This window comes from Pseudomonas sp. P1_A1 (assembly GCF_056406935.1).
The window spans coordinates 122,834-144,148 of record NZ_JBFTZE010000003.1; the positions used below are offsets into that span (position 1 = coordinate 122,834).

Consider the following 21,315-nt stretch of genomic DNA (forward strand, 5'->3'; position numbering starts at 1 on the left):
ACTTCAACCTGCTCATGAAACGCCCTTTCACTCCCCCAAGACCTCTGTGTCTGTTAATGGCTCTGACACTGTGTGCGCCGTTCTCAATGGCTCATGCAGCAGACACTCAGCCCCGCTCGACAGGTATAAGCGCTACAAAAAACGGTACCCAAATGAACGACATTCCCCCACGCCTTCAATGGGAAGCGAACTATGGCTATTGCGGTGAGACAGCGCTTATCAGTGCCGGACTTTACTATGGCCAATACGTTTCACAGTTCGATGCCCGTGCAATTGCCAGCCCGAACACCAAACAATCCAAGCGGGGCAGCCAGTTGCTATTGGGCGTGAACGACGGGGCTGCCGCGGCTCAAATGCGCTTGAAAGCTGTTGAGTGGGACAGCGTTACCACGCCGAACGCGAATAAATTCCTGGCATGGGTCAAAGGCAATGTGGTGTCCGGCTATCCGGTCATCATCGGCGTTTACGAAAATTTTTCCCAATTCGAAAATGAAGATGGGGGCGAAGGCGATGGTGAGTACGACCATATCGTTCCCGTCATCGGTGTGTCGTCTACAAACCCAGTCACTCAACCGGCTGCCTATTACGCTGATGACGTCATTACGTTCAGCGATAACGGCCTTTGGTCGCCCGATGGGAAACCGGCATATCTTTACCGTTTTAAGTTCGCWGCTTTTCAGGCGAACCGAGAAGAAGCCAATGACGAGAATCGACCGGTGTATTCATTGCCTAGCGGCGCAAAAAACTATGGCGTAGCCATAACCGGGGTTATCGACCGGGACGGCAAGACCCTGCCGGTTCGTCTGACAACCGACGTGAATGAAGAAAAACCGGCCATGAGCGAAGGCTCCAATACTCGTCCTGCTCCTGCGAAGGTGAACTTGACAGTCACCGTATCGGGGCTCAATCCAGGTGTGCCGTACAACCTGTACCGATACGACAGCTTCGACAACGTGCCTGAGTCAGGCTTTAACGCAAAAGCATCAACAGCCGACAAACACTGGAAGATCAACATCAAAGAGGGGTCGACCTACGTGTTGAAAGAAACCGTACGTTCAGACCAAGTCTCCGTATACCGAGCCGTACCGGTGACGGCGCCATAAGCCTGCTACGCAGCGCGGGCGCATAAGCGTCCCGCGACTGCCTGACGCATCAGCACAAACGCCACACCGCATCGACACCCCCACCGACAGTAATGATGCGAGTCGCATACCCGAGATCGCCATGGACAACCGTGCCGTTGAGTTGCTGGACAAAACTGGCCGTCAGTAAAATACGATAGGTTTGCCCCATTCAGCTTTCTGTATTAAAGCCAGCCTCGGCATTAGAAACTTTTTACTCGACCCAACTAGGCGCTCGAAACTGGCCATCCGCTTTCTCGATGCCCTCAGACAATACCCGTAGTGCGGCGTCAACTGCTGCCTCCTTGACGAAGAGTGAATAGTCGACCAGCCGACGCGTGAAATCACCCAATACCCAAAGGTCTGGTTTTACTTCAGCGACTTTCGTGCATTTTACAAGAGCGTCCAGGAGCCTTTCGCTTGCATTAATCACAACAATGTCGGCATGGCCACGCACACTTTTGTTGTCAGCGTTCGAATTATCCGTATTACTTAATATCGCTGCTATTTCTGCCGCATTCATTGCGTTTTCGAAAACGTCTTGAATATGTTGCTCAAAGCTAGGTTTCATTGAGAAACTCCTATGTTGTCCCCCGTCGCGGTCCCTTCAACAGGCTGATGTGTCGCGTTGCTATGAGTGTTCAGGCCGTTGCTTTACCCGAGTACTGGCGGGCAATGGGCTTTGTAACCAACTCAAACGGATCTCCATGACTTCGACCCAATTTTCACCGAGCGGCGGCACACAAGAGTGCATAAACCCCTGGCAGCAGCCATGATCATCTAAAAACGCATAGCAGCGATAATCAGAGTGTGATTTAAATAATCTTTTTATACCGCGCAAGTTTTTGTACTCTGCTTGTTACATGTGCTTTCGATCTCAGTATGCCATGTCGCTGCAGCAGCATTTCTATAGAAAATTGTAATCTACCGATCAGTTCAGTCAGGGTTCAGGAAGGATGCTAATTATTATGTAAACGCCGGAGCCGGTCATAGTAACTATTGGCGACGCAGGATTAAGGCTTGTTAGAAGGCAATTTTATAAGTGCGTCTACTTGCGTGCAAACTGAAGCAATTGTCCGACAGTAGCCGATATCGCTGGATCTCTACACGCTAGTAGTCTTTCTTTGCGCGCTGGCTACAGAAATAGTGCCCATTGAGGACTCGTACTGGCCGAGCCCTCAGAAACATCAGAGGTGATCCGACCTATATTTTGAACCGTCTAACCAACTGGTTCAGCTCAACCGCCAAGCGCGAAAGCTCATGGCTCGCCGAGGCGGTCTGATGGGCACCTGCCGATGTTTGCAATGATAAATCACGGATGTTGACCAGATTGCGGTCAACCTCTCGAGACACTTGGGCTTGCTCTTCGGCGGCGTTGGCAATAACCAGATTACGGTCGGAGATTTCGCCAACACTACGGGTAATTTCCTCTAGTGCTTCACCCGCACTGCGGGCAACTTCAAGCGTGCTCTGGGCGAGAACGCTACTGTTTTGCATCGACGCCACTGCCTTACTGCTGCCTTGCTGTATGCCGCTGACCATCACCTCAATTTCCTGAGTGGACTGCTGGGTACGGTAAGCCAGCGCACGCACTTCGTCGGCAACGACTGCAAAGCCTCGGCCAGCCTCACCCGCTCGAGCAGCTTCAATAGCCGCGTTGAGAGCCAACAGGTTGGTTTGCTCAGCGATGGCCCGGATGACATCCAACACCTTGCCAATGTCCCGCGTCTGCTCAGCCAGGCTGCTGACTTGCTCAGCCGTCACCTCGACATCTGTGTTCATCCGCTCAATGGCATTGACTGTTTCCTCGACTCGCTGACGGCCCTGCATCGCCGAAGCACTGGACTGTTGCGAAGCGGTCGATGTACTCACGGCATTGCTTGCAACTTCTTCAACCGCAGCCGTCATCTCATTGACAGCAGCGGCAGCCTGCTCGATTTCGTTATTCTGCTGCTGAAGTGCACTTGAGCCATCTTCGGTCACGGCGTTGAGCTCTTCAGCGGCTGACGTCAATTGGGCCGCCGAGCCTGAAATTTGCTGCAAGGTGTCGCGAAGGTTGGTTTGCATAGTTTCCAAAGCTTGTTGCAGACGCGTCACTTCATCACGCCCCTGGATGTGCACGGTCTGGGTCAGATCACCTCGCGCAACATCTTCRGCCGCCCGTACGGCATCATTGAGAGGACGAACAATGCTCCGCGTCAGGACGACTGCCAGTAAGGCGGTCAAAACAGCCGTCAATATAAGCACTGCGATGATAACGTTTCGTGCGGTAAGGTAGTTGCTGGAGGACTTAACGACTGCGGCTTCTGAATCCTTGCGGTTATCTTCCAGCAGCCAGTCCACTAGCGGCGCCATTTGACTTGAGTACTTCTTGAGATCCCCTTTGATTAACCCCCGGATCTCATCTTCGCGGTTGGCTAGCGATGCCTTGCGCAGTTCGTCCTGAGCCCTTACATAATTATCAAGCGCTTCCTTGAACTCGCGAAACTTGGCAGATTCTTCATCGCCATTGAGCAGCGATTCGTAGTCATTGACGATGCGCTTTGCTTTTTTGGTCAGCTCTTCCACACGCGCGTCTGATTTTTCAATATCTGCCCGGCCACCGCTACGGTTGACCAACACCGCATAAGACATCGTGCGAAGGCGCGCTGTCGTGTCCGCCAGTTCTCCCAACAGGCGGGTGGGGGCCAATCCGCCCTTCACGATTGACTGGGTCGTGTGATACAGATCGGCCATTTTGTGCAGACTCATTACACCGAGAACAAGTACAAGCAGGGCCATGCAGGTAAAAAAAAGTGAGGCCCGCGGGGCGATGCCAAGATTACGAAGCGTCATGGTTGCTCGACTCGATTGCGGGAGTTGGTATGAGCCTCGCCATCGGGCTCCACCGAACTCACACCTGGTATGCGGCGCAATGTCTGCTCCAGTTGCGCTGGTTCAACTGACTGAGACGCCTCGACGGCAAACCCACCAAGATGTTCGTACGTATAAAAAACTCTACCGCCAGCACTCTTTATTACTTGCTGGATTCGTGTGCGCTGCGCAGGTGTTGCGCAGTCACACAACACAATAAATGATTGCGTTGATCGTCCCTGCTGCAACGGCGTGCCGGCTTGTACCACTGAAGCAATAAACAGTGAGGGAAGTAGCGCGCTGATTGCAACTAGTGAGAGGTGAAACTTCATAACCGTATCACTCCATTCAGTCATATAACGCTGCCTGTATAAAAAGACTCACTGACCTGCAAATCCTCAGCGCTTGCGCGCTGAGAACGTTACGTGCATTACATAAAGTTATAGGTGTAGTCGAAAATAAGACGGGTTTGGTCAGTGCTGGACACGCCCGAGCCGTCGCCTCGATAAACGCCGTGACGCAGTGTTGCGCTCAGGTTTTTCAGCGGACCTTGCTGCACGGTATAAACAACGCGCATGTCGCGCTCCCATTCAGAATGATCACTGCCTTTTTTAACATCCTTGATGTCGTCACCGTGCAAATAAGCGACGCTCGTTTTCAGGCCGGCCAAGCCCAAAGAGGCGAAGTTGAAGCTGTATTGGCCGAATGTCGTGTTTTCCCCTGCACGGGCAAACTGATTGATCATGCTGTTGGTAAACAGATAGAAATCCGACCCGCCTTGGCCCTCATTACGTCCACGGCTATCAGCGATACTTCCATTGTTGACCCACACAAACCCGCCGTCATCGCTTACACGCTGATGGCCTGCCATTATGGAGTGCCCCCCAATGGCATAAGTAAACATGGCACTCCAGGTCTTGTTTGAAACCTCACCTGCATTTTTCGCGTAACCTCCATTGTTGTTGAAGCGATAGCCACTGGCACCGTTCTTACCCTCGGAGTTGCTATCGAAGTAACGCAGGTCAGTTTTCAGTGTTTGGTCATTGCCGAGCGGCACCAGGTACACAAGGCCAAGAAACGTTTGATTGTAAAAATCCTTGAGTTGAGCGTGATACGCTTGAGCAGTCAAATTCCTCGTGATTTTCCAGTCTGCTCCCGCAAATTGGAAACTGTTGGAGTCTTGTGTCGCCCCTGATACAGATAGCCCGGAGCTATTGCTGGATGCACGGCCAACAGCGTCAGTGATCTTGCCGACGTTCAGCGTGACATCGTTAAACGCGTTAGAGGTCAGCATGCCGCCCTGAAAAGTTTGAGGCAGCACACGACTTTCGCTGGCATTAAGAATCGGCAAGTCGGGGCTCAGCGCGCTCCCCACCTTCAGTGTTGTATCCAATAACCTGAACTTCAAGTTGGCTCCAGCGCGACTCCAGCTTTTTTCAGCAGAACCATCTGAGTCACTGGGAGAGAAGGTGTTTTTGTCAGGGTGACTGCCCCTGCCTCCATCCAAATGTATCCCTGTGAGTAGTTGAGCATCCAGGCCAAATCCAAGGGTGCCTTGTGTATAGCCTGAAGCATAATTGAATACGAACCCTTGGGCGGCTTCCTTCTGATCCGCTCCACCGTCGCGGTTGTCGTTATTGAAATACATGGAGCGCGAGCTGAGACTTGCCTTGGTTCCAGAGAGAAAGTCGCCTGCGCCGACTTCGCCAGCATATACGCTGAACGAAGAGAGGTTGGCAAGCGCAATGGCCGCCGTCAGAGTTTTCTTGTTCATACTGCACCCCAAGTAGTTTGCCAACGAACGTGGCTTATTAACACCGCAGCAAAGGGCGGCGCATTTTTTATAGTTGAATTAGTCTACGGGTCAGCCCACTAATGATTATCACTGGTGGGCAACCCTGTTAGTAATAAAGCGTCTAAGACCTTTGACCTGTAGACTCAAGCGTTAACGCACAGAGCGCCTTATTTGCTTGTTTGCTCGTAGAGCCCAATCAAACACGCCTGGAAATTCGCCATTCAACGATAGACTCGAGAGTCCCTTCCCGTTGTTTTGAGAAGACTTTATTTGGCGCCAGTTATTACCGGACAAGTCTTGGGTATAGCCTGATTAAACAGCACAGCCATGCCGCAGTTCGACGTAAACATTTTCAGGTTATCGTGGCCGACGCTTGGCACTATGACCACCTTCTGCTTCAAGTCTGCCGAGTGCCGCTTTTTCATATAATCGAAATAAGCAAGTCCTCGTGCAAGCCGATAAGGCCCTTGCGACATGCCCGCGCAGGAACGATCTATGAAATGCTTGTAGGGGTCTGTATCTGCTTCACCGAGCAGGTAGACGACATTGCGCGCTGCATAGCTGGATTCCAGCTTTTCCACATTTTGCGATGACACATATTCCGGGGCATCCTTGAGTTGATATTTCCATTTTGTTGCTTCCGGGCACGTGCCTCCGGCAATAGCCTGGCTGTCGGGCCGCTCGTCACTGAAGTACAAATAGCTGGATGGATTGGCAACTACGTAGTGAAGATCGATACGGGCATGGGCCAATATCGGTTCGGCGCGCCCCACCACCGCATAACGCTGCAGAATCTGTGCGCCAGCGGAGTGCCCCATCAACACCACGCTTGACAGCGCCGGGTAGCGGCGTTTGTCGGCAAAATGCTCAAGCAAAGCATCGAGCGCAGCAAACGAACTGAGGGGTACAGGACCAACCGCCGGCTCTCCGCCTTTCCAACCCTCCTGTGTCCACGCCAGACTTCGGGCAGGCAGCGAGAAGGCTTTCACATCCGGTGTAGTCAGAAATTGCGGGGCAACCATCATTGTGCCGTTGCCCAACGATCCAGCGCCTGCGAGGATCTGTTGACCCGTTGCGAAATAAGTATCGGCGTTTCTGAGTGTGCCATGTATGACGATAAACACTTTCGTTACGTCCGGCGCTACCGCATTGATATCACCACTGGCAAACACCGGAATCACACCTTCACCGCGTGGGCCACGGACGAGCAGTTGTTGATTGCCTATTTTTTTAACCGGCGCATCAAGTTCGGAGTCGGCGTTGGCGTTGGCGTTGGCGTTGGCGACCACCGCTTTCGGCGGTATGTGGTTACATCCGTACAATGCGATGGACAAAGGGACACATAGCAGAACACTTTTGGCGTCCTTTAAAGCTTTTATTATTTTCATCATTGCGCTCCAGGTTGAAGGGGGTCTTGATAACAACATCAACATTCGTCAAAAACGCTCGGGGAGTTGCCTCTTAAACGTGCAAGCGATCTTCTCCGGCGTAGATCGCCGTATGCAACCTGCCCTCGGCATCGCGCCAGGCGCGGTACATGCCGGGAGTATTGAACACCAGCTCGGTGTCACCGTTGGGGGCCACCGCAATCACGCCGCCGTTGCCACCCAACGCTTTCAACTCACCCAACACCACCTCGTCGCACGCCTGGCGCAGGCTGGCGCCGGTGTAACGCATGCGCGCGGAGATGTCGTGAGCGACGGCACATCGAATGAAAAACTCGCCATGCCCGGTGGCGGAAATGGCCGCGCTTCGGTTATCGGCCCAGGTGCCGGCACCAATCAGCGGCGTATCACCGATGCGCCCGTAACGTTTGTTGGTAATGCCTCCCGTGGACGTAGCCGCTGCCACCTGGCCGCTGCGGTCCAATGCCACTGCCCCCACCGTGCCAAATTTCTTCTCAATGCCACCGGGCTCCAGGCTGAGCGTTTGTGGGCTCAGGCGTTGGGCTTGCCATTGCCTGCGGCGCAGTTCGGTGTCGAACCATGCATTGTCGACATGCTCCAGCGCCTGGGCGGCAACAAACTGGTCGGCACCGACGCCGGACAACAGCACGTGGTCGCTGTACTCAAGCACCGCACGCGCAGCCTTGATAGGGTTGCGCGCAAAATGGATCCCGGCCACCGCGCCCGCTTCACGGTTGTCGCCGCTCATGATCGCGGCGTCCATTTCATGATCGCCCTTATCCGTGAATACGGCGCCTCTGCCAGCGTTGAACCAGGGACACTCCTCAAGCTCCACCACGCTGGCCTGGGCAGCATCGAGGGCACTGCCGCCCTCCTCCAAAATGCTCAGTCCAGCCTTGAGCGCGCTTAGCAGACTGGTGTGCACGGTGTTCTCGTCTTCGGCGCTCAAAACGCCTGCTTGCAGTACACCGGCCCCACCATGCAACGCAATTGCGATAGGAGACGTCATGCTGGCTGCGCCCCATGGTTCAGAATCTGATTGAGAAAGCGCTGAGTGCGCGGCGACTGCGGCGAATGGAAAAATTCAGAAGGCGGCGCCTGCTCAATGATTTCACCGCCATCCATGAACACCACTCGGTCGGCAACCTTGCGAGCGAAGCCCATTTCGTGGGTCACGCAGATCATAGTCATGCCGTCTTCGGCCAGGCCGGTCATCACATCGAGCACTTCGGCGATCATTTCCGGGTCCAGCGCGGAGGTCGGCTCATCGAACAGCATGATCCGTGGCTGCATGCAAAGTGCGCGCGCGATGGCAATGCGTTGCTGCTGGCCGCCGGACAGCTGCGAGGGATACTTATTGGCGTGATCACGCATTTTCACCTCATCCAGCAACTGCAATGCGCGTTCGATGGCTTCGGCCACCGGCACGCCCAGGTTGGCCGTTTGAGGAAGTGTGCAGTTCTTCAGCACCGTGAGGTGCGGGAACAGATTGAAGCTCTGGAAACACATACCCACCTGGCGGCGCAATTGCTCAAGACGCTTGCCGTTGAGTGCTTCGCCCAGGACTTCGATCGTGCCCTGCTGGTGCTGCTCGAGCTGGTTGATGCAACGAATAAGTGTCGACTTGCCGGAACCCGAAGGCCCACAAATCACCAGCTTCTCGCCCGCCGCCACCGACAAGGAAATGTCGCGCAGCACGTGGGTCTGTCCATACCATTTGTTGAGGTTTTCTATACGCACCACAGGGCCGCTATCGGTGTGATTGGCGATGCTCATGAGCGGTCATGCTCCAGGTTATTTTCGAGATGCCGGGCATAACGCGACAACGCGAAGCAAATGATGAAGAAGTAAATGGCAAGGAATATGTAGATCTCGTGGTCATGCCCCGCCCAGTCAGCAGACGCGGCCGTGCTGCTGGCGATGCCGACGATGTCCAGAACGCCAACAACCATTACCAGCGTGGTTTCTTTGAACAGGCCAATAAACTGAGTCAGCAACGGCGGAATGGTCTGTCGAAGTACCTGCGGCAGAATGATGTGCCCCATGGTTTTCCAGTAACCGAAGCCCAGCGCCTGTGCGGCCTCGTATTGCCCTTTGGGCAGACTCTGCAAGCCGCCGCGTACGGTTTCGGCCATGTAGGCGGCGGTGAACAGAATCAGTACCACCTGCACCCGCAGAAGAATGTCGAATGCCACGCCCGGCGGCAGGAACAACTGGATCATCAGCGACGCCATGAACAACAGACTGATCACCGGTACCGAGCGCACCAGCTCGATGTACAGCACGCAGAGAAGACGGATGACCGGTTTCTTCGAGCGCCGTCCCAGCGCCAACAAGATGCCCAGCGGCAGCGCAAAAATCATACCGATGGTGCCCAGCATCACGGTCACGGTCATGCCGGCAAACTGCGTCGACGAGACGCTTGGCAAACCTGCCCCTCCCTTGAGCAGCCACCACATCAGCAGCGGCAACATCACCAGGTATGCCAGTAAGGCACGGCGGTCCAGACGTTTGAAAAACAGCAGGACGAACGCGCCGGCGGCCAGCAGGAATGCCAGGTTGACTCTCCAACGCTGCGCCTCCGGGTAGAAACCGTAAACGAAGAGATTCCAGCGCTCGATCACCGGCAACCAGCAGGCTGCATGAGGGTTGCAGGCGTCACGGGTACTGCCGACGAACGTCGCGTCCAGCACCAGCCAGCTGAGTGCCTTGGGGATGCACCATGCCAGGAGTGCTAGCACCAGCAGGGTCAACAACGAGTGGCCGACACTGGGGAACATCGACTGGCGCACCCAGCGCCAGACACGCACCGTAAAAGTTGCCTGCGGAGGCAAACGCACCGGGACGATATGAGTCAGTTCATTCATGCTCAGTGCCCCCGCTTGCTGATGCGATAGTTGTAGAAATTCATCGCCAGAGAAATCACCAGACAGATCACGCAATAGGTCGCCATCACCAGCACGATGCATTCGATAGCCTGCCCCGTCTGATTCAACGTAGTGCCGCCGGTCGACGACACCAGTTCCATGAACCCAACCACGACGCCAAGCGACGAGTTCTTGACGATGTTCATGTACGTGTTGGTAATTTGCGGGACCATGGCGTAAAGCGCTTGCGGTGCAATCAGCTGACGCATCGCGGTGCCTCGCACAAAGCCCAGCGCCTTCGCTGCTTCGTACTGGCCTCGGTGCACCGCCTGGATAGCGGCACGCACCGTTTCAGCGATGTAGCTGGCGCTGTAGAAAGAAAGCGCCAGCCATAGCGCCAGCAACTCCGGCACTAGCGTGGCGCCGCCGTGAAACCCGAAGCCCTGGCGGGTCGGCACGTCCCAGTGCAACGCAGTACCGCTGAGCGCGTACACCAGCATCGGCAGCAATAACGCGCACGCGACCACCCACGGCCAGCGGCGTGGCGTAAAACCACGCCAGCGGGCACGTGCATCACGGCACCTGAAGGCGACGATGGCGGACAGTGCGCCCACTCCCATCAATACAAGGCCCCAGCCCATGGCTGCGCCCTCCTGCGGCCACGGCACCTGCAGGCCCGCGTTGCTCAGAAAGAACACGTCCGCCAGCGAGAAAGCCTGGCGCACACTGGGCAGTGCGAGCATCAATCCGTACCACCAGATCAGATGCACCACCAACGGCACATTGCGCAGAAACTCGATACTCAGCTCACAAAGGCGATTGACCAGCCAGTTCTCTGAAACCCGGCCAACGCCCAGCAGCACACCGATCAGCGTTGCCAGCACGATACTGATGACGGACACCAGCAAGGTATTCAGCAGGCCGACAAGATACGCCCGCCCATAGCTGTCGGACGGCGCGTAGTCGATCAGCTGGAAACTGATGTCGTAGCCTGCCCGGTCAGTCAGAAAGCCGAAACCGGACGCAATGTTAAGGGCTTTGAGGTTGATGCTTGCGTTGTGTGCCAGGCCATAAAACACCAGCACCACCAGCAACAGCACGAGCCCCTGCTGCAGCGCACTCAGCAGGCGTGCACGGTTAAAACGTTGGGTCCACATGACTACATCCCGTTTCGTTGATTGAAGTTGGCCACTCAGCGGATCGGTGGCGCATACAACAACCCGCCGTCTTTCCAGAGGCGGTTCATTTCACGGGGGAAGTTCAAACCGGTTTGTGGGCCGAGGTTACGGTTATAAATCTGCGCGTAGTTGCCGACCTGTTTGATCGCCCGGTACGCCCAATCGCTGTCCAGGCTGAACGCCTTGCCGACGTTGCCATCTGTGCCCAGCAAACGCGCTACATCGGCTGACACGTTTTTGTCCGCGTGCAGTTTATCGACGTTGTCGGAGTCCACGCCCAGCTCTTCGGCCGTAATCAACGCATAGGCTGTCCAGGTCACGATATTGCGCCATACCGCATCGCCCTGCGCGACGTAGGCCCCCAGCGGCTCCTTGGAAATGACCTCGGGCAGCAGCGGGTAATCGTCAGGGTTATTGAACAACGCGCGGCGTGCCGCCAGACCGGACATGTCGTTGGTGATGGCATTGCACCGGCCTTTCTGGAAGGCGGCGAACAGTTCAGGGCTCTTCTCAATGACCACCGTGCGGAAGGTCAAACCGCGCTTGCCGAAATAGTCCGCAAGGTTTTGCTCCGAGGTCGTACCTGGCGAGAGGCAAAAGGTGGCACCTGCCAGGTCGGTGAGCTTTCCGATCTTGTCTTCGGCGTGCGTCATGAAGCCTTGCCCGTCGAAAAACCAGATGGCGGTGAAGTCCACGCCCAGGCTCGCCACTCGGTCGGCAGTCCAGGAAGTGGAACGCGACAGCACGTCAATCTCGCCAGAGGCGAGTGCGGTGAAACGGTTTTTGCCGGTGGTCGCAATGAACTCCACCTTGTTCGCATCTCCCAGCACTGCAGCCGCAATGCCTCGGCAAAGGTCAGCATCCATCCCGGTCCATCGGCCCTGGTTATCGATGATCGAAAACCCCGGCTTGTCGCTGGCGACGCCACAACGAAGGCTACCGTGCGCCTTTACGTTTTCCAGCGCACCCGCATGTGCCGTGCAGGCGCCGAACATGATCAACGCCAGCGAGCACGTCTTGAGCAACGCGTTCAGACCATTCACTTTATGCATAACATTGCCTCAAGACGGTAGTTGTTCTTATGATCGAAGATGCCCCCAGAGTCTTTGCAGGCTTGGGTTCATCAATACAATACCTACCCATCGAAATATAACGTTAGCGCCGATTGATTCACTTTCTGGTTCAGCCTATCGACTAATGGAATAACTATGGATATTGAGTGGTATGAGGATTTTCTCGCGTTGGCTGACACCGGTAAATTTACCGCCGCCGCGAGCATGYGCGGCTCATCACAATCAGCCTTGAGTCGGCGCATCCAATTGCTGGAAACGCGCCTGGGCGCAGTCCTGATCGACCGCAGCAAAAATCCCATTCGCTTGACAGTCGCCGGCCAGGCCTTGCTACCGAACGCCTTGGAACTGGTGCGTTTGGCAAGGGACTGCGAGCAGAGCGTGAAGATTCTCGATTGTCCGTTGAGCTTTGCGTCGCTCCATACCCTGGCCTGCAATTTCTTTCCGGACTGGATCAGCCACGCACTGCCGCCAGGCGAGCGGGTGTTTACCCGCATCGACACCAGCTACCGCAGCACGGATGATTACTACATGGCCTTGCTGTCCGGCCGATGCGACTTCATCCTGTTTTATCGGGAAGCTGAGTCGCAGGCTTACGCCCACCGTGAAGAGTTTGAAACACTGTCGCTGGGCCACGACGAGCTTTACTGGGTCGCCACACCGCAATTGGCTGAGCATTGCACGCAGTCGAACGGCCCGATTCCGTGGCTGACCTATTCTCGCAGCGCCCAATTGCACGAGCTATCGCGTACCCAAGTCAGTCGCCACCCTCAACCTGAACGCCTGCAACGGGTATTCGAAGCGACGGTGTCCGAGGCGCTCAAATCCATGGTCGCCAACGGCCACGGTGTCGCTTGCATGCCCCACACCATGGTCGCGGGAATGATTGAACAGGGCGAGCTGGTCAGGCTGTACCCGCAAATGGATCCTGATCATCTCGAGGTGATCCTGGTGCGCTGGCTGGGTAACCGGAATACGCAGGCGCAAGCGTTATGGGCGCGTCTCGCGGGTGCTTGATTGCGGATAGCTGAAGATGTCCCCTCCAATAAAGCAGTGCATCTAGCTCGAATCATTAACGATCGCCGAAGCTACCCGGGACTTATCACTGTTGAAGTAAACTCGTTGCACATACGACGGGTCACCATAGCCTACGGGTGAAGGTTAAGGCACCTGGGGCAAGAAACAGGACCACGATGTCTTTCTCTCCCCCCTTCGTTTTGCATTTCTTTCAGGAGCTCAAGACCCTGACGGGAGACTCCCAGTGGTGTTTTCCGAACATGCAGGATGGCGGGCGAGTGGCCGTGAAAGTGGTGAGCAAGTAGGTAGGCGATTGCCAGGCCCGGTTCAAAAACCGTAAAGCCCTCTCAAGACGGCTTCATGACGATATGCTGGTCCTTGTCAAGTTGCCGAGGGTCAGAACGAAGACTGGACTCCGCATGACCTGCGCCGTACGGGGGCCACCATTATGCACGCCTTAAGCGTTAGCCTGGGTGTCATCGATCTCTGCCAAAATCATGTAATGGCAGGCTCCTGGGTGAGGCGCAATTACTTGCACCACAACTATGCCGAAGAGAAGAAAGCGCCTGGAACCTGTTAAGCGATCGACTCAGTGCGGTGCTGTCCTCAACTTACGAGCACACGCCAGACGAGTCGATGCTGTCTTTTCCAGCGTATGTGGCGACTCAAAAATAAGTTTTATTTAACGTGCCGCGTTTCCTTGGAGGGCCTGTATCCGAAGTACGAGCTATAGCATTTGCTGAAATGACTTGGCGAAACAAAGCCACAAGCAACCAGCACATCGACTTGCGAGAGCTCCGTGTGTTGAAGTAATCGACGCGCTTCTGTGATGCGTAATTCCAGGTAATAACGTTGTGGAGTTGTCCCAAGCTGATCCCTGAACAAGCGCTCGAGTTGCCGGCGTGAACGGCCAGCGTAGACCGCCAGTTGCTCCAACTCCAAAGGTTCTTCGAGGTTGGCATCCATCAACTTGACCACCTCTCGTAAAGGCGCGCTCAAACAAATATTTTCAGTAGGTTTTATGCGCCGGTAGCGAGACTCTTCGAAAGAAAGGATGTTCTCAATACCCTCTACAAGTGCCTTATCGTACAGTCCCTTGATCCAGTCCAATGCCATATGGAACGCCCCAGAAGGACTGGAAGCCGTAAGCCGGTCTCGATCAATGACATAGGGCTCACTGCTGACCTGCGTCGCCTTGCAGAACTCGGCGAGCGCGGGACGATGTTCGGGGTGAACCGCGCAACGGTAACCGTCAAGCAATCCTGCACGTCCCAGGAACCACGCACCATTCCACACCCCGGCCAGACTGATGCCCAAGTCTGAAGCAGCTCTTAACGCATGGATGAACTCATCTGTAGCCTTGAGCTCAGTCCTGTAGCCGCCGCAAATAACTAGCAAATCCAAGTCTTTAATGACTAAACAATCGATACGAGCATCTGGCCGAATAACCAAGCCCAGATCGCTGACGACGTCCCCATCGTTCAAACCGAACGTTCGGGAACAGAACGACTTGGGTCGCATAAGATTCGCGGTGACGATCGTATCCAGCACTTGGGTGAACGCGGGCAGCGAGAAATGTTCGAGTAGCAAAAATCCTGCCCGAACCGTCAGAGTACTCTCACCGGGGCTCTGAATAAGATAGCGTAGGTTTTTCCCCTTCATACCTCCGCTAAATTGGCGTCGTTCGATCAATCCTGGGCCCACTATTTTACGTTTGAGAAAACGTCATTTGACTGGTGAACTAGCTGCCTCTCGGTAACCGTTTACCCTACCGCGTAACGATATTCGTCTCATGCTGCCCCCCTTTAAAAACTGCGTCTATCGCGGCGCCATCCTGATAGCCCCGTCGAGTCGAATCACCTCGCCGTTCAGCATCGGGTTACGCACTATGCTTTCGACCATCAGGGCATATTCAGATGGCTTGCCGAGGCGAGAGGGATGAGGAACCTGCGCGCCCAGCGAATCCTGGACATTCTGCGGCAAGCCCTCCAGCATGGGGGTAAGGAAGATCCCCGGCGCGATCGTCATCACGCGAATCTTGTACTGCGCCAAATCACGCGCAGCAGGAAGTGTCATGCCAACGATGCCTCCCTTTGACGCAGCATAAGCAACTTGCCCTATCTGCCCATCGAATGCCGCGACGGAGGCGGTGTTGACGATCACGCCTCGCTCGCCGTCAATTTCTTCTGCCGCGGCGGCGCGCGCCGCGAATTTGGCGATCATGTTAAACGTGCCAATCAGGTTAACTTCAATCGCGCGTCGATAGACATCAAGTGTATGCGGCACGAACTCCTTGCCGACGGTCTTCATGATTTGCGAGACGCCCGCGCAGTTGACGAGGATGCGGGCGACGCCATGCGCACGCTCGGCGATACCAAGGCCTGCTTCAACACTGGCCTCATCCGCAACATTCACCTTGACGAAAATCCCGCCGATCTCAGCAGCAGCTTTGTGCCCGGCCTCTTCGTTGAGGTCGAACAGCGTGACATGCGCGCCGTGAGCTGCGAGTTTTTTGGCAGTTGCGAACCCCAAACCCGATGCGCCGCCCGTTACGATAGCGGCAAACCCTTTAATCTCCATGTTCTTCTCCTTACGATGACTAATCAGAGTTAGCGTTGCAACGCGAGGGCGCCGAGCGCCATCTATCCAAAAGCTCGCTTGCAACGTGCGGACACTGAATCTCGCCAGGCGTCCGTGAGAAACGCGGGGCGGGGGCGCATTGAGCGCTGCCATCCTTTTCGACATAGGTAGAACGCGCTTTCATATGGTGATGATCTTGCACCTCGCTCAGCTTGATGACCGGCGTGACGCAGACATCCTTCCCTTCGAGCAGGGCCATCCAATCGGCGAGGTTTCGTTGCGCGAAAATTTCCGCCAACCTCTCCGCGCGACCCTCCCAATTTGAACTGTCATATTGGTTGGCGAGAAAATCGGCAGGCGCGCCGATCATGTTAATAAGTTGCATGTAGAATTTTTCCTCAAGGGCGCCCACCGCGATTTCGCATCCATCCCTGCATAGATAGGTGCGATAAAAGGGCGCGTTGCCCGCCAGGACGTTTTCACTCCTATCAAGCGAAATCCTCCCATTCTGCCGCAGGCCGTCGAAAAAGCTCATCAGCGATGCAACGCCATCTACGATCGCCGCATCTACGACTTGCCCGCGCCCCGATCGCTCCCGCTCGTAGAGTGCGGCGACAAGACCGAATGCCAGCAGCATGGACCCTCCGCCAAAATCTCCGAGCAGATTGAGCGGAGGAATAGATCTGCGCCCTGGTTCGCCGATCGCATCCAGAGCGCCAGCAAGCGCAATATAATTAATATCATGCCCTGCAGTTTGAGCGAGCGGACCGTCCTGGCCCCAACCGGTCATGCGTCCGTATATCAGCCGCGCGTTGCGCTCGAGTAGGACATCAGGCCCCAGACCTAGACGCTCCATCACACCGGGCCGAAAACCCTCAATAATCATGTCTGCCATGTCACAGGCTTCCAGGCAAAAGCTTTTGCCTTCGGGCGTACGAATATCGACAGTAGTCGTTGCTCGACCTCTATCGGCTATCGCGTTCGGCCATCCATTTCCCCCTTCCCTGTCGATCCGCAGGACCTCGGCCCCTAGATCGCTAAGCAGCATCGCGCAATGCGGTCCCGGTCCGATACTCGCGAACTCGACGATACGAATGCCTGCCAGAGGTCCTTTTCCGGAAATAATGGTCACGATGATAAATACCGAGCGATGGGGTCGATGAATGCCAAGTCGATTTGCTCCGCTCTCACCGGCGCGAGATGCTCCGGAAAGGCGCCCAGGAGGTTGGTCAGCAATACAATACCAAGCCCGTCCGGATACAACACGACCTGCGCCTTGGCTCCACCGCCTGGCGCGGGTACGCCGCCCATCGCGCTCTTACCCAGGTGCCAGCCTATGCCCCATATACCCGGACTTCCGTCATACATCGGCGTCGCAGTCATCATCGTATCGATGCTAGACGCCTCCTTGAGCAGCAAACCACTTTGGAGGGCGATAACCCAATTTGCCAAGTCCTCGGCGGTGCTGTGTAGTCCCGCTGCTGGTCGCAGAACAGGCGGCCAATTGAGCGCGCTCTTGAACATCTTCCCGGCCGGTTCGCCGTCGGTCGTGATATTCATATAGGTATCGGCACGGTTCGGAACGATGTCCTGATCAGTGAAATAACGCGTGTTCGGCATACCGGCGACTGCGAACTGTCGATCAACGATGAAGTCGGTAAAAGACTTGCCGCTCAGACGTTCGATAATCTTGCCGAGCAGCGCATAGCTGGTCTGGTTGTAGCTGTAACCCTTGCCCGTCGGATATTCCATCGGTGCGGCATAAGCCGTCTGCCATGCGCTCTCCTCGGTGCCATCGCCAATCAGCCGTAAGTTACTATCGGCGGTATAAACCATGATTTCGGGAACGCCCGCAGTCAGGGTCGCAAGTTGATGCACCGTGATAGCCCGCCAATGCTCTGGCAAATCGTCGAGATAGGTGGAAATTGTTGCGAGGAGGTCGAGTTGACCGTCCTCGACCAGCTGCATCACCCCGACGCCGGTAAAGGCTTTAGCCATCGAATTGATCGAGAAAATAGACTCGTGGCTGACAGGAACCTGATGCTCTATATTGGCGATGCCGTACTTATCAAGCAGTTCGATTCTTCCCTTCCGGATCACTGCAATCTGCAGGCCTGGAATACTTCGTTCCTCCATTAGCGAGCAAAGATAGTCGCGTAGGGAACTGGTTGATATGTCATAGCCAAGCTGCTTTTTAGTTTTTCTTGTCATTGCTACTTGCTCTTCAAATGCCTGTTGATACCGCACTATGCCGAGAACATCTGCCGCAGTTTCTTTTTGTCAGGCTTGCCGACCGCGGTCAACGGGATGCGGTCGACAATCTCGATACGCTTCGGCGTTTGCACCGCCCCTTTGCGCTCCCGGACATAGGCCATCAGCTCAGAAGCGCTGGTATCGGCGGTCCTCAGAACGACGGCAGCCAAAACTATCTCACCCCAGTGCTCGTCGGGAACACCGAATACACAGGCTGTCGCGACTCCGGGGTGTGCTTCGAGAACATCCTCCACTGCGCGCGGATAGACATTAAAACCGCCCGTGATAACCATATCCTTCGCCCGGTCAACCAAGCGCAGAAACCCATCGGGATCGCGCACGGCAACATCTCCAGTGTGCAGCCAACCACCCCTGAGCGCGTCAGCTGTTTCGGCGGGCTTACCCAGATAGCCGCTCATCACCAGCGGCCCCCGCACACACAACTCACCAGGTTCTCCATCGGGCACGCTCTTCCCATCTGCGTCGAGCAGCCGTACTTCAGCCTCGGGCACTGGACGCCCGCAAGACGAGAGCCGCAGGTCGGAAGACAGATCATGTTCCTCGCGGCGCATGATCGTTACCGTCGTCATCGCCTCGGCCTGGCCATAAAATTGGAAAAAGACTGGCCCGAAATGCGCGATCGCAGCCCGCAGCCGTGTCGGTGTGATTGGCGATGCGCCGTAGAAAATCGTCTCAAGCGAAGAAACATCGAAGCTCTTCAGGTGCGGATGATCCAAAAGAGCGCTGATCATCGTCGGCACCATCAACATGCACGTGATTCTCTGCTGCTGGATGACGGTGAGAACGCGGGACGGATCGAAACCCTTCTCGACATAGAGAGTCCCCCCGCGAACGATAGTCGGTATAAAGCAGATGGTGCCGACATGACTGAGCGGTGCGACCAGAAGCTGGCGGATAGTATCCGGCCACTGCCAATCCGCGAGCTGAATGCCGAACATGGTCGACATCGTACGGTAACTCGCCAATGTCGCTTTTGGAACGCCGGTCGTGCCACCTGTATAGACGATACGCGCGATCGCTTCGGGGTTGATCGGCAGCAGATCTATCCGATCTGCTTCCTCCGTCGAGGCCAGCAAAAAAAGATCATTTTCTCCACCGCCGCCGAGCGTCAGAACATGCGGACTGCATCCCGACAGAACAATCGCCTTGGCAATATCCGCTTCGCGCTCTTTGTCGACGATCACTACTTCGATGGAGGCGTCATTGAGGACATATGCAAAATCAGCGGGCGCACCCATCGGATGAAAGGGTGTGAATATCGCGCCGATGATGCTGATCGCATGCTGCGCGAACAGCACTTCGATACAATTGCCGGATAGTAGCCCTACGGTCTGTCCGAAGGAAACACCCTGCCGCTTGAGCGCCGCGACATAACGCGCGATCTCTCTCTCGACTTCCCTACCACTAAAGCTGCGCCCATCACAACTGTGGAGCAGTATCCTATCGTGATAGGTCCGCAGCGCATTCAACAATAGATCGTTCAGATGTTCGAACGTCCGCCCTGACGAATGGGCCCGCGCAACCTCCAGAGCAAGTGAAGACATGGTCATACGCGCTCCAATATATGTACGGCGCAGGCCGATCCATAGTCGGTCATACCTCCGACGATATGTGCAAGGCCAAGGCGCGCCCCCGCAACCTGCCGAGCACCTGCCTCGCCGCGCAGATGGAGGCATATTTCGTAAAGATTAGCGATCCCAGTCGCGCCGAGCGGGTGCCCCTTCGAAAGCAATCCGCCCGAGACGTTAACCGGTAACCTGCCGCCCAGCGCAGTCTCGCCGCTGTCGATCAGTGCGCCGCTCCCCCCCCTCTCGCAGATACCGAGATTTTCATAGTGCAGAAGTTCGGCGGTGGCAAAACAATCGTGCAGTTCAACCAAGTCAATGTCTTCGATGCCGATGCCGGAACTCTCATACGCCAGACTCGCAGTCGCGCGGGTCACTTCATTGAAGTCGGTCAAGCCATCTTCCAATTCGGTATGCACACTGGCCAGCAGGGATGCAGCGCGAACACGGACCGCTCGGTTCATAAGGCCATGCTTGCGAGCGAACGCCTCGCTGGTTACGATCGCAGCGGCTGCGCCGTCGACATTGATCGAGCACATCAGCTTGGTGTTGGGATAAGAGATCATCTCCGACGCCATGATTTCCTCAAGCGTAAACTCTCGACGGACGAAGGCTTTCTCGTTCATCGTCGCGTGACGATGGTTCTTGACCGACACTTTCGCGTACTGTTCGAACGTAGTGCCATAGGCGGCACTGTGGATCACGCCGGCCTGGGAGAACATACAAGGCGTCGTGATAGTGCCAATAGCGCCTTCCTCCTGAAAGCCCACAGGACGTCCGGGCATAACGATTAGACCACGATCCATCTTCTCGACGCCGACCGCCAGCGCGACGTCATGTCGACCGCTCTGCACGGCTAGAACAGCCTCTCGGAACGCGGAAGCACCAGTAGCACAACCATTAACGACATTGAGCACCGGCATCGCTTTTTGGCCAATCTGACGCAGGATGCGCTGGCCGGGGAAGGCAGTCGCCTGAAGCGCGCTGCCGCAATAAAACGACTCAACATCATGGATCGTGAGTCGTGCATCTGCGAGAGCTCTCAGTGCCGCATCGGCTCCCAAATCCTCGAGGCTACGGTCCGGAAAGCGTCCGAACGGAATCATGTCGATCCCAACAATCACCACATCGCTCATACCGTAGCCTCCAGTGACCGAAAAATCTGGGAATAATAGGCCCGTCCCGAAGCGTCACGCTGACCGGTGTCCTCGATGCAAATCCTTACCGGACGACCGACCTCAGCTACAGGGTCCGATGGGATCGAGCCATGCCAGGTTCCCCGCACGACTCCGCCGCCATCGATCTCGACAACCGCAGCAATAAATGGGACCGCAATGCCTGGATAGCTGCGATTGATGACCGCGCAGGTACGAACTCGTCCAGTATTAGCAAGCCGAATATGGTCGATGGAATCATTTGCACCGCAGGCAGCGCATGCGACCCTTCGACCGAGAAACGTCGCACCGCATTGCGTGCACTGGCTGCCGACAAGATGATGGTCGCCGTCCCGATCAATCACTACATAGGGCACGGCGGCAATGGGTACTGCGAGCATATCGCTCATAATTCTCTCTCCGATGTTCTTATTC

Annotated in this window: 20 protein-coding genes and 1 pseudogene; 3 read left to right on the forward strand and 18 right to left on the reverse strand. The window is 55.7% G+C overall.

Annotated elements, in window-relative coordinates:
- Positions 1-152 precede the first annotated feature (152 nt).
- The gene (locus tag AC1D2Q_RS05705; protein WP_477812540.1) at positions 153-1,103 is read left to right on the forward strand and encodes a hypothetical protein; all 951 of its coding nucleotides are present in this window, start codon (positions 153-155) and stop codon (positions 1,101-1,103) included.
- A 49-nt stretch (positions 1,104-1,152) separates the two neighbouring features.
- On the opposite strand, the gene AC1D2Q_RS05710 is transcribed toward AC1D2Q_RS05705, so the two are convergent.
- From AC1D2Q_RS05710 to AC1D2Q_RS05760, 11 genes are all read right to left on the reverse strand, one after another.
- Positions 1,153-1,293, reverse strand: a complete 141-nt coding sequence (locus AC1D2Q_RS05710) for a hypothetical protein (RefSeq protein WP_477812541.1) — start codon at positions 1,291-1,293, stop codon at positions 1,153-1,155.
- Positions 1,294-1,335: 42 nt separating this feature from the next.
- On the reverse strand, positions 1,336-1,692 hold the full coding sequence (locus AC1D2Q_RS05715) for a hypothetical protein (RefSeq protein ID WP_477812542.1): 357 nt from the start codon (positions 1,690-1,692) through the stop codon (positions 1,336-1,338).
- A gap of 632 nt (positions 1,693-2,324) precedes the next feature.
- On the reverse strand, positions 2,325-3,956 hold the full coding sequence (locus AC1D2Q_RS05720) for a methyl-accepting chemotaxis protein (RefSeq protein ID WP_477812543.1): 1,632 nt from the start codon (positions 3,954-3,956) through the stop codon (positions 2,325-2,327).
- Positions 3,953-4,330, reverse strand: a complete 378-nt coding sequence (locus AC1D2Q_RS05725) for a hypothetical protein (RefSeq protein ID WP_477812544.1) — start codon at positions 4,328-4,330, stop codon at positions 3,953-3,955. The genes AC1D2Q_RS05720 and AC1D2Q_RS05725 overlap by 4 nt, the downstream gene beginning before the upstream one ends.
- Before the next feature lie 74 nt (positions 4,331-4,404).
- On the reverse strand, positions 4,405-5,748 hold the full coding sequence (locus AC1D2Q_RS05730; protein WP_477812545.1) for an OprD family outer membrane porin: 1,344 nt from the start codon (positions 5,746-5,748) through the stop codon (positions 4,405-4,407).
- Between the two features lie 287 nt (positions 5,749-6,035).
- Positions 6,036-7,157 carry an alpha/beta hydrolase gene (locus AC1D2Q_RS05735; RefSeq protein ID WP_477812546.1) on the reverse strand — a complete coding sequence of 374 codons (1,122 nt, stop codon included), beginning with the start codon at positions 7,155-7,157 and terminating at the stop codon, positions 6,036-6,038.
- 73 nt (positions 7,158-7,230) lie between these two features.
- Positions 7,231-8,184, reverse strand: a complete 954-nt coding sequence (locus tag AC1D2Q_RS05740; protein ID WP_122554970.1) for an isoaspartyl peptidase/L-asparaginase — start codon at positions 8,182-8,184, stop codon at positions 7,231-7,233.
- Entirely contained in the window at positions 8,181-8,951 is a 771-nt protein-coding gene (locus AC1D2Q_RS05745; protein ID WP_477812547.1) for an amino acid ABC transporter ATP-binding protein, read from the reverse strand. The genes AC1D2Q_RS05740 and AC1D2Q_RS05745 overlap by 4 nt, the downstream gene beginning before the upstream one ends.
- Complete coding sequence (locus tag AC1D2Q_RS05750) at positions 8,948-10,042, reverse strand: amino acid ABC transporter permease (RefSeq protein ID WP_477812548.1); 1,095 nt, start codon at positions 10,040-10,042, stop codon at positions 8,948-8,950. Before AC1D2Q_RS05750 ends, AC1D2Q_RS05745 begins: the two co-directional genes overlap by 4 nt.
- A 2-nt stretch (positions 10,043-10,044) precedes the next feature.
- Complete coding sequence (locus AC1D2Q_RS05755) at positions 10,045-11,199, reverse strand: amino acid ABC transporter permease (RefSeq protein ID WP_477812549.1); 1,155 nt, start codon at positions 11,197-11,199, stop codon at positions 10,045-10,047.
- Positions 11,200-11,234: 35 nt separating this feature from the next.
- On the reverse strand, positions 11,235-12,272 hold the full coding sequence (locus tag AC1D2Q_RS05760; protein ID WP_477812550.1) for an amino acid ABC transporter substrate-binding protein: 1,038 nt from the start codon (positions 12,270-12,272) through the stop codon (positions 11,235-11,237).
- A gap of 156 nt (positions 12,273-12,428) precedes the next feature.
- Here AC1D2Q_RS05760 and AC1D2Q_RS05765 point away from each other — a divergent pair, with 156 nt between their 5' ends.
- Together AC1D2Q_RS05765 and AC1D2Q_RS05770 are read left to right on the forward strand one after the other, a co-directional pair.
- Positions 12,429-13,307, forward strand: a complete 879-nt coding sequence (locus AC1D2Q_RS05765; RefSeq protein ID WP_477812551.1) for a LysR family transcriptional regulator — start codon at positions 12,429-12,431, stop codon at positions 13,305-13,307.
- Positions 13,308-13,455: 148 nt separating this feature from the next.
- A pseudogene (locus tag AC1D2Q_RS05770) lies at positions 13,456-13,982 on the forward strand (site-specific integrase); the annotation flags it as partial.
- Between the two features lie 3 nt (positions 13,983-13,985).
- Here AC1D2Q_RS05770 and AC1D2Q_RS05775 read toward each other — a convergent pair.
- From AC1D2Q_RS05775 to AC1D2Q_RS05805, 7 genes are all read right to left on the reverse strand, one after another.
- On the reverse strand, positions 13,986-14,969 hold the full coding sequence (locus AC1D2Q_RS05775; RefSeq protein ID WP_199777933.1) for a GlxA family transcriptional regulator: 984 nt from the start codon (positions 14,967-14,969) through the stop codon (positions 13,986-13,988).
- Positions 14,970-15,125: 156 nt separating this feature from the next.
- The gene (locus AC1D2Q_RS05780) at positions 15,126-15,887 is read right to left on the reverse strand and encodes an SDR family NAD(P)-dependent oxidoreductase (RefSeq protein WP_477812552.1); all 762 of its coding nucleotides are present in this window, start codon (positions 15,885-15,887) and stop codon (positions 15,126-15,128) included.
- A gap of 19 nt (positions 15,888-15,906) precedes the next feature.
- The gene (locus AC1D2Q_RS05785) at positions 15,907-17,019 is read right to left on the reverse strand and encodes a CaiB/BaiF CoA transferase family protein (RefSeq protein WP_477812553.1); all 1,113 of its coding nucleotides are present in this window, start codon (positions 17,017-17,019) and stop codon (positions 15,907-15,909) included.
- Positions 17,016-18,098 carry a serine hydrolase domain-containing protein gene (locus AC1D2Q_RS05790; RefSeq protein WP_052958872.1) on the reverse strand — a complete coding sequence of 361 codons (1,083 nt, stop codon included), beginning with the start codon at positions 18,096-18,098 and terminating at the stop codon, positions 17,016-17,018. Before AC1D2Q_RS05790 ends, AC1D2Q_RS05785 begins: the two co-directional genes overlap by 4 nt.
- Before the next feature lie 35 nt (positions 18,099-18,133).
- The gene (locus tag AC1D2Q_RS05795; protein WP_199777910.1) at positions 18,134-19,711 is read right to left on the reverse strand and encodes an AMP-binding protein; all 1,578 of its coding nucleotides are present in this window, start codon (positions 19,709-19,711) and stop codon (positions 18,134-18,136) included.
- Positions 19,708-20,862, reverse strand: coding sequence for a thiolase family protein (locus AC1D2Q_RS05800; protein WP_046035413.1), 1,155 nt, complete (start codon positions 20,860-20,862; stop codon positions 19,708-19,710). The genes AC1D2Q_RS05795 and AC1D2Q_RS05800 overlap by 4 nt, the downstream gene beginning before the upstream one ends.
- Positions 20,859-21,290, reverse strand: a complete 432-nt coding sequence (locus AC1D2Q_RS05805; protein ID WP_185753844.1) for a Zn-ribbon domain-containing OB-fold protein — start codon at positions 21,288-21,290, stop codon at positions 20,859-20,861. The genes AC1D2Q_RS05800 and AC1D2Q_RS05805 overlap by 4 nt, the downstream gene beginning before the upstream one ends.
- Between the last annotated feature and the right edge of the window lie 25 nt (positions 21,291-21,315).